Consider the following 7,772-nt stretch of genomic DNA (forward strand, 5'->3'; position numbering starts at 1 on the left):
CAAAAAAAGAGAATACACAAATACCCTTTATTTAATATAAAACGATATATTTGTAACTTGTATAATAAGATCTAGAATATGAAAAGCAGGATTATACTCATTTTTTATTTACTAATATACACATTATCAGGAAAAGCACAAAGTATATCATTTCTTCATCTGACAACCGACGATGGCCTACCTAATAATTCCATTTCTTCCATTTATCAGGATGAACGTGAATTCATGTGGTTCGGTACTCGCAATGGAATCGGCGTATATAACGGGAGAAAAATTAAAATTTATCAAAAGGAGAAAGATATTTCCAACAGCATTTTATACAATGATATATATCATATTACCGGTGACCGGAACGGACATGTTTTTATTATGACCAACAGAGGTATTTCCGTTTATGATATAGAAAAAGATTTATTTAGTACGATAACCAGAAATAATATGAGAGCGCAGTTCTTCTCCGGTTATTTATACGCTGCAACATCCAAACAAATATTTAAATACAACGGTAACAAGCTGGAGCCTTTCTATAAATTTCCGGATAACGAAGGATATATCAGAAAATTATATATACATAATGATTCCATACTCATCGGAAGTGACCGGGGACTATATATACTAACTCCCCAAAAAGAACTAACCCATCCTATTACAGCAGGGAATATTTCTGATATTTTCAGGGATAGTAACGGAGAGTATTGGATAACCGCTAGTTCCGGTCACGGGCTGTACCGCATTCAAGGCGAACAAATTGGCAAGTTTCAGTGTAAAGAGGAAGATCCGACGACAATCAGTTCCAATTTTACTCACAGGTGTTGCGAAGATACAGAAGGTAACATATGGATAGGAACTTTTAACGGGTTGAACAAATATAATAAGAATACTGGAGAATTTTACAGATATTTTAAACAGGAACATAACAAAAGTTTAAGCCACTCCTCTATTTGGGGATTATACTGTGACAAACAAGGAACTATCTGGATAGGAACCTATTCCGGTGGCGTCAATTATTTCAATCCACAAAAACAGATTTATCGCGAATATCAGGCCTCTTCCAAGGAGGAGGAAGGATTAAGTTCTCCCATTATCGGACGTATGCTGGAAGATTGCGAAGGAAACTTATGGATATGTACAGAACGGGGAGGAATCAATAAATATAATCCTGCTACCCGGACTTACAAACATTATCTAAGCAAAAGTAGTTCCTGTAATTTACCACACGATAATGTAAGGGCTGTCTACTATGATTCTCTGCAACAAGTATTATGGCTTGGTATACATCTAAAAGGACTGAACAAACTAGATATGAAGACCGGCCATTTCACTCAATATAAAAATAAAAAAGGAGACAGCAGTTCTCTTCCGTCCAATCTTGTGGAGGATATTATCCCTTATCAGAAACAATTGATATTGGCCACAGCAAATGGAGTCACGCTATTTAACCCACAAACAGGCAAATGCAAATTGTTATTTCAGGATAAGAATGCGCTTTATAATACGATATCCACTATAGGGCTGACTTTAGACCACGAAGGTACATTATGGATAGCCAACAATAACAGCGGAGCGTGTGCTTATCATTTTGACAGTCAAAAATTCTCCATTTACAAACATAAGAACAGTAATAAACACAGTCTCAGTAGCAATAGTATTAATTCCATTTACGAGGACAGTCAAAAAAGGCTCTGGTTTTGTACAAATGAAAATGGACTAGATTTATATAGAAAAGAGACTGATGATTTTATCAATTTCGATAAACGTAAAAACGGGCTTGCCAGCAATGTAATATATAATATTTGCGAACTATCACCTGAAAAATTGTTAGTGACAACGGATAAAGGATTCTCAATATTAGATTATCAACATAAAAAATTCAGGAACTATGATGAATTGCCCTTAAGCTGCATAAGTGAAAATGCGCTCTATAAAAGCCGGAAAGGAGAAATATTTATTGGTGGAACCACCGGAATGATTTCTTTCCAGGAAAAAGATTTGGAACAGACGCCACGATCTTATCGCATACTTCCATGTCGTCTGACAGTGAACGGAGAAAATATTCAGACTGGAGACCAAAGTGGAATATTACACCGGAATATTACATATACCCCAAAAATAACCCTAAAATCTATTCAGAACATTTTCAATATCGAATATACAACTACAGATTACATACCTTTCAATAAGAATAAAATTATTTATCAGTTGGAAGGTTTCTCAGACACATGGAATGTATTGGAACAAAACACTATTACTTATACTAATCTTGCTCCCGGCAATTATACATTAATTGTAAAAGCAGAAAACGTAAACGAAAAACTAGTTCCCCCTAATCGATTACAAATAGAAATATTACCTCCCTTTTATCGTACAATATGGGCCTATTTAGCATACATTATAGGCATCATCATACTTACATATTATATCATACATACATATCATCATCGCCTAAAATTACAGGAATCTCTTAAATACGAAAAAAGACATATCGAAGATATCGAAAAACTAAATCAGGCAAAACTATGTTTTTTCACCAACATATCCCACGAGTTCCGAACACCGTTGACACTCATTATCGGCCAAATGGAAATGCTACTGCAAGTACGTTCTTTCAACCCCAATGTGTACAATAAGATTTTGGGAGTTTACAAAAGTTGCCTGCAGTTAAGAGAACTTGTAACCGAATTACTGGATTTCCGGAAACAAGAACAAGGACATATGACCATCAAAGTCTGCGAACACAATATGGTTCATTTTATATATGAACACTACCTGCTGTTTCAGGAATATGCGGCACAACGCCAAATCACTTTTAATTTTGAAAAAAGTAGTAATAATATCAGTGTATGGTTTGATGCCAAACAAATGCAAAAAGCTATTAATAATCTTATTTCTAATGCATTCAAATATACCAAAGCAGGGGGAACAATATCTATCGCAGTCAGAAAGCGAAATCAGGAAGTGTTAATTGAAATAACAGATAATGGTTCAGGCATTGCTGAAAAAGATATTGATAAGATCTTCAATCGTTTTTATCAAGCAGACACAGAGTCCCCATCACATACAGGTACTGGTATTGGTCTGGCTCTCACTAAGGGTATCATCGAATTGCATCATGGAAGTATCGATGTGTCCAGCGAGCTTGGAGAGGGAACAACTTTCCGCATCCACCTAATGACAGGAAAAGAGCATTTCACAAACGACCAAATCTGTACAAATTCCAACACTTCTTGTTCAAATGAAGTCACTAATTTGAATTTAGTCTATCAACAGCCTCTAGAGCAGGAAAAGGAAAATATAGATAACGAAAGTATACTAAAAGAAGGAAAATACAAAATACTAATTGTAGAAGACAATGACTCGCTTAGAGAAATGTTAGTCAACATTTTCAAATCACTTTATACAGTAATTACTGCTGTTAATGGTAAAGAAGGGTTGGAAAAAACGTGTTCGGAAATGCCTCATATTGTTATCAGTGACATCATTATGCCTGAAATGTCAGGAACAGAACTTTGCCTGGCTATCAAACAAAATTTCGATACCTGCCATATTCCCGTTGTTCTGTTAACCGCCAAAACTGCAATTGAACACAATCTGGAAGGTTTGAAAATGGGAGCAGATGATTATATCACCAAACCATTTAATATCAATATTTTATTATCAAGATGCAATAATCTCGTTAATAATCGAATTATGTTACAGGAGAAATTCAGTAAACAACCGCAAATAGATACTCTAATTCTGACCAATAATATCCTGGATAAAAAGTTTATGGACAAAGTCACAGAAATTATTGAAAACGAAATTGATAATGTGAATTTTAGTGTAGACCAACTTGTTGCCCAAATGGGAATTGCCAGAACTAAATTATTCACCAAACTAAAAGCAATAACAGGACAGACTCCAAGTGACCTCATTATGACTATCCGTTTGAAACGAGCAGCGTATCTACTAAAGAACAATCCTGAATTAAACATATCCGAAATATCCGATCGGACTGGTTTTAATTTCCCAAAATATTTCAGCAAATGCTTTAAAGAAAAATATCATGTAACTCCACAAGCTTATAGAAAAGAGTAAGCATCCGAGAGTCTGTGCAACCCCCCCCTTTTGGAAGACTAATGCTCCTCTTAAACTCACACTTTTCCTTTATATTAATTCAAGAGTTGTGTATTTGGATTACATATTTAAATTGCAAGATAAAATTCTTTTTTCTGCATTTCATATTTTATCAACAATAAGGACATATATAATGATACTAATGGCAAGAAAGCCCTTAGTCTTCTTTTGAGTTCATCCATCCCCATTATGTTGATACAGCGTGTCAGGTTATATATGGTCATAAAGATGTTAACCTCACTCAACACATTGGCTTTGCCTTTCATTAGGGTATATGTAAATCCCCATTGGCGTTTTAAAATCCCAAATTGATGTTCTATAATTTGTTGCCTCAATTTGTAGTAATTCCTATTTCCTAACTCTGGCGTTATTTTCATCTATTACATCTTGATATTCACTTCTTTCTATTACTCTGCCATTTTGATTTTGAGTACATTTTTCTCTTATTGAGCAATTTACACAAGCTGATGTTTTATATACTTTTGATCTATAATTGGGACGGATTCTCCATTTCCCTGTTGTTGTCATTTGTTCTCCACAAGGGCAGATATAATAATCTCCGTCATTTATATAATGAAATTCAGCCAGTGGTATGGAATTCGAATTAGGTGATGTTGATGGCATAGGCGATGAATAAGTACATATTCCTGAATATTTACAGGCTTGTAGTTGGTCGCCGCTAGTATAACCGGCATCGCTAAGTGTGTTGAACGAATCTAATTGTAGTAGTTCCTGGACGGTCAATGCCGCTGTTGATAGTTCTCTTTTATCAGTTGATGCTCCAATATGAGAGTGAACCAATAATTTGTGTTTACTATCAAAGGCTGCTTGAACCGCATATTCAACTCCTGATACATTATTGGTTAACATTAATGCTCTTGAATCTTTGTCTGTTAGACTTATTTGAGTATCATTACTATTCTTCAATTCCGTATCAAGAGTTTCGTATTTCTTACGCCTGTCTTGTTGTAATTTAATCTTAGATTTAAGAAGTTCTTTTTCTTCTTCTTTATCAGTCTTATCTAAAGCTACTTCAAATTCTTCAATACGGTTATCTATATATTCAAGATGTCTGTCTATCTTCTTTTGTGTATAATTGTTTCTGAGACTATTTTGGGCAAATATCTTGAAAGAATCTATACCTATGGTTTCGCCTTCTATCAGACCCATATCCTTTAGCATAAGGACAAACTGCCTAAAGACTTTTCTAAAAGCCTCCGCATTATTTTTTTTTAAATAAGCAATTGTCCGAAAAGAGGGCATTAAGCCTCCTAATAGCCACCATAATTCCACATTTACTTTACAGGAAGTGTTCCAACTTTCTTGATGATCTTATTGAGTGCTTATAACCATATAAATACAATTTTAGTAATGTTGCAGGATTATACGGTGGTCTCCCTTCTGATTGAAGTTTGACATGTTTAAACCCAAGCTCATCTATAGGCAAGATATCCACAAATAAATCGATAAGCCTGCTCATCACCAAGAATGTTTTTCTCATAATCCAATAACTTTAGAAATTATTAATATCAACGTAACAAATCATTCATCTTTCAGATCGACAGTCGGCAAGTTAAAAACTTTTTCGATGCCAATCCAGCTTTCTGCCGCATCATCAAATAGCGTTTCATATTGATCATGGAATCCAAAAAGGTCACTAAAGAAATATGTTTTCAGTGTTGGATACATGCTTACTTTCCATTCGTTGTCAGCTCCATCAGGTACAGAAATAATAAAATCTGTGGACAAGCTACAAGTGGTTATCCCGGCCTTAGCACCTCCATTGACAGCACTCGACGCGTAACAAAACATATTAAAATGTGAAGAAGGTTCGCGTAAATTAAACTACCACCTAAGCTGTGGGCTTCCTTGGGCCGGATTGGTTCTATTGATAACTTCAATATCATTTATTGTTTCCGTATGGCTATTGGAAATGCTTATTCCTCCTGAAATCTCTGGTCCAGTGACACTGACACTTCCTCCTAACTCGAAAGAGACACTGCTGGTATAAGAGCTCTGGCGTTCCGTAGTTTGCGGGGAATGTGCATGAATAATGGCACCATTCGGGTGAACCGGAGCGAATTCCAAATTTACGTCAGTCAGGCAAAAGCCATACCCTTTCATTTTCAGAGTACTGACCTTGGTATGCCATTCTCCATAAAAAGAAGGTTCTACATAGGCTATAAAACCCAGATTTACCAAATAAAAATGTTCTTTCCGGTCTTTGCTATAAGCGGTCCATATCTTAGCTTCTACTTGAAAATTATCGGTTGTCCCTTTACCTTCATGTCCATGAACAGGAGGTGCGGTATAGCTATTTTGACCGATAACGATATAGGCAGATATCAAGTTTTTCAAATCCGACGAACCGTTTGACGGAGCTTTCGGTTCCAGGGCTCTTTGTAAACTTTGACTTGTCATGTCGCAATGAAATCCCTGCCCGTATTCATTAATCGTCTGTACAGATTCTTTGCCATCAGCTCCGGTAGCAGTACTGAGCGCATTGAGCTTGGAATAGAATCCGCTCGCCGACGGAAGCGGTCCAGAAAATACCCACAGCGGCAGTTCGTCCGAATAAGACTCATCTTCCTTCGCATAAGGATTATAGCAATCCAGCAACGTGCAGACGGTATTAAAATCCTCGTTCGTTCCTCCCTCCATCATCATCACGATGCTCCGCTTATGGAACATATCCTTGATGTCAGCCAGCAAATCGGTATCCGACTGAATCCGGTCAATGTCCTGCCGGGTAAAGAAGAACGCGTCGCCAACCTCCATCTTCTTTCCCGGAGCATAAGGAACCGCCTCCTTGTAACGGTTTATCATGTTCTCGGATATCATATGGTCTTCTTTGCTCCAGAACGAAAGGTAATAAAGCGTGTTGTTGTGTGTTACGCCTAACTGGTCGGTAGTAGGCAAAGGATCAGTTAGTTTCTCGGGATCATTTACATTGTCGGGGGCGTAGTCATCCTCGTCATCGCCGCACGATGTAGCTACCGCAAGAACCATGTAGCACAACAATAAGTAATGAAGTAAATGAATCTTTTTCATGACTTTTTAAAGGAGAATCCTATTGTTTGTATTATTCAAATTCAAGCTGTAGAACTCATTTGCCGCTTGAAATAGAGTTGTCTTTATTTGAAGTTATTTGGGTAGCATTTTCTTTTACACACGTTAAAATCACCCATAAAACCCTGTTTTACTCTTTTTGGAGATGACGCAGGCTCAACCGACAAGTGCAAAATAAGCGAAAAGATTTAAATTCAGCCCGATTCTTGCCTATAAAAATTGTCTCAATTGTCAGAATCGCACATCTTTGTGGTTTAGAACATTTTAGTTTTGTAGTTTAGGCTATTTTTTGTCGTTTGGGCTATTCCTCCATCCATAACACACCGTATTATTCCGCCTCTGTTTTCCTCCATTTGACAGGGGTACAGCCTGCATTTTCCTTGAACAGCCTTATAAAATGGCTTGGTGACAAAAAACCGGATTTCTCGGAGATGTCGGCAACCGTCAACCTCGGATATCGCGCAAGCAGACGTTTCGCATATTCTATACGAAGTCCGATAATCCAATCGCGGAACGACATGTCATACGTAGTTTTGATGTACCCGGACAGGTAGGTACGGTTGGTATGAAGCACATCTAAAAGCTCCTTT

General features: G+C 36.9%; 7 protein-coding genes. 1 reads left to right on the forward strand and 6 read right to left on the reverse strand.

Translation table 11 applies throughout. The annotated features are described in order from the left end of the window. The first annotated feature begins 78 nt into the window (after nucleotides 1-78). Nucleotides 79-4,074, forward strand: coding sequence for a two-component regulator propeller domain-containing protein (locus DWZ47_RS28130; RefSeq protein ID WP_008776793.1), 3,996 nt, complete (start codon nucleotides 79-81; stop codon nucleotides 4,072-4,074). A 107-nt stretch (nucleotides 4,075-4,181) separates the two neighbouring features. On the opposite strand, the gene DWZ47_RS31450 is transcribed toward DWZ47_RS28130, so the two are convergent. The 6 genes from DWZ47_RS31450 to DWZ47_RS28160 form a co-directional block, all read right to left on the reverse strand. Next, nucleotides 4,182-4,490, reverse strand: coding sequence for a transposase (locus tag DWZ47_RS31450; protein WP_117515480.1), 309 nt, complete (start codon nucleotides 4,488-4,490; stop codon nucleotides 4,182-4,184). Beyond that, entirely contained in the window at nucleotides 4,462-5,406 is a 945-nt protein-coding gene (locus DWZ47_RS28140) for a transposase (protein ID WP_233525127.1), read from the reverse strand. The genes DWZ47_RS31450 and DWZ47_RS28140 overlap by 29 nt, the downstream gene beginning before the upstream one ends. 7 nt (nucleotides 5,407-5,413) lie before the next feature. After that, a complete protein-coding gene (locus DWZ47_RS28145) occupies nucleotides 5,414-5,614 on the reverse strand; it encodes a transposase (protein ID WP_004318667.1) in 201 nt (66 codons plus the stop codon). Between the two features lie 41 nt (nucleotides 5,615-5,655). Further along, the gene (locus DWZ47_RS28150) at nucleotides 5,656-5,925 is read right to left on the reverse strand and encodes a hypothetical protein (protein WP_004318665.1); all 270 of its coding nucleotides are present in this window, start codon (nucleotides 5,923-5,925) and stop codon (nucleotides 5,656-5,658) included. 33 nt (nucleotides 5,926-5,958) lie between these two features. Then, nucleotides 5,959-7,164, reverse strand: coding sequence for a hypothetical protein (locus DWZ47_RS28155; RefSeq protein ID WP_004308143.1), 1,206 nt, complete (start codon nucleotides 7,162-7,164; stop codon nucleotides 5,959-5,961). Between the two features lie 346 nt (nucleotides 7,165-7,510). Further along, nucleotides 7,511-7,772, reverse strand: a 262-nt coding sequence (locus DWZ47_RS28160) for a helix-turn-helix domain-containing protein (protein ID WP_147330799.1), incomplete at its 5' end; no start/stop codon positions are given.

The organism is Bacteroides sp. AF32-8BH (genome assembly GCF_003435205.1).
Taxonomy (GTDB): Bacteria; Bacteroidota; Bacteroidia; order Bacteroidales; family Bacteroidaceae; genus Bacteroides; species Bacteroides ovatus.

Coding starts and splice junctions, on each gene's coding strand:
- DWZ47_RS28130 (WP_008776793.1), top strand. CDS start 79: ATGAAAAGCAGGATTATACTCATTTTTTATTTACTAATATACACATTA.
- DWZ47_RS31450 (WP_117515480.1), bottom strand. CDS start 4,490: ATGAAAATAACGCCAGAGTTAGGAAATAGGAATTACTACAAATTGAGG.
- DWZ47_RS28145 (WP_004318667.1), bottom strand. CDS start 5,614: ATGAGAAAAACATTCTTGGTGATGAGCAGGCTTATCGATTTATTTGTG.
- DWZ47_RS28150 (WP_004318665.1), bottom strand. CDS start 5,925: ATGTTTTGTTACGCGTCGAGTGCTGTCAATGGAGGTGCTAAGGCCGGG.
- DWZ47_RS28155 (WP_004308143.1), bottom strand. CDS start 7,164: ATGAAAAAGATTCATTTACTTCATTACTTATTGTTGTGCTACATGGTT.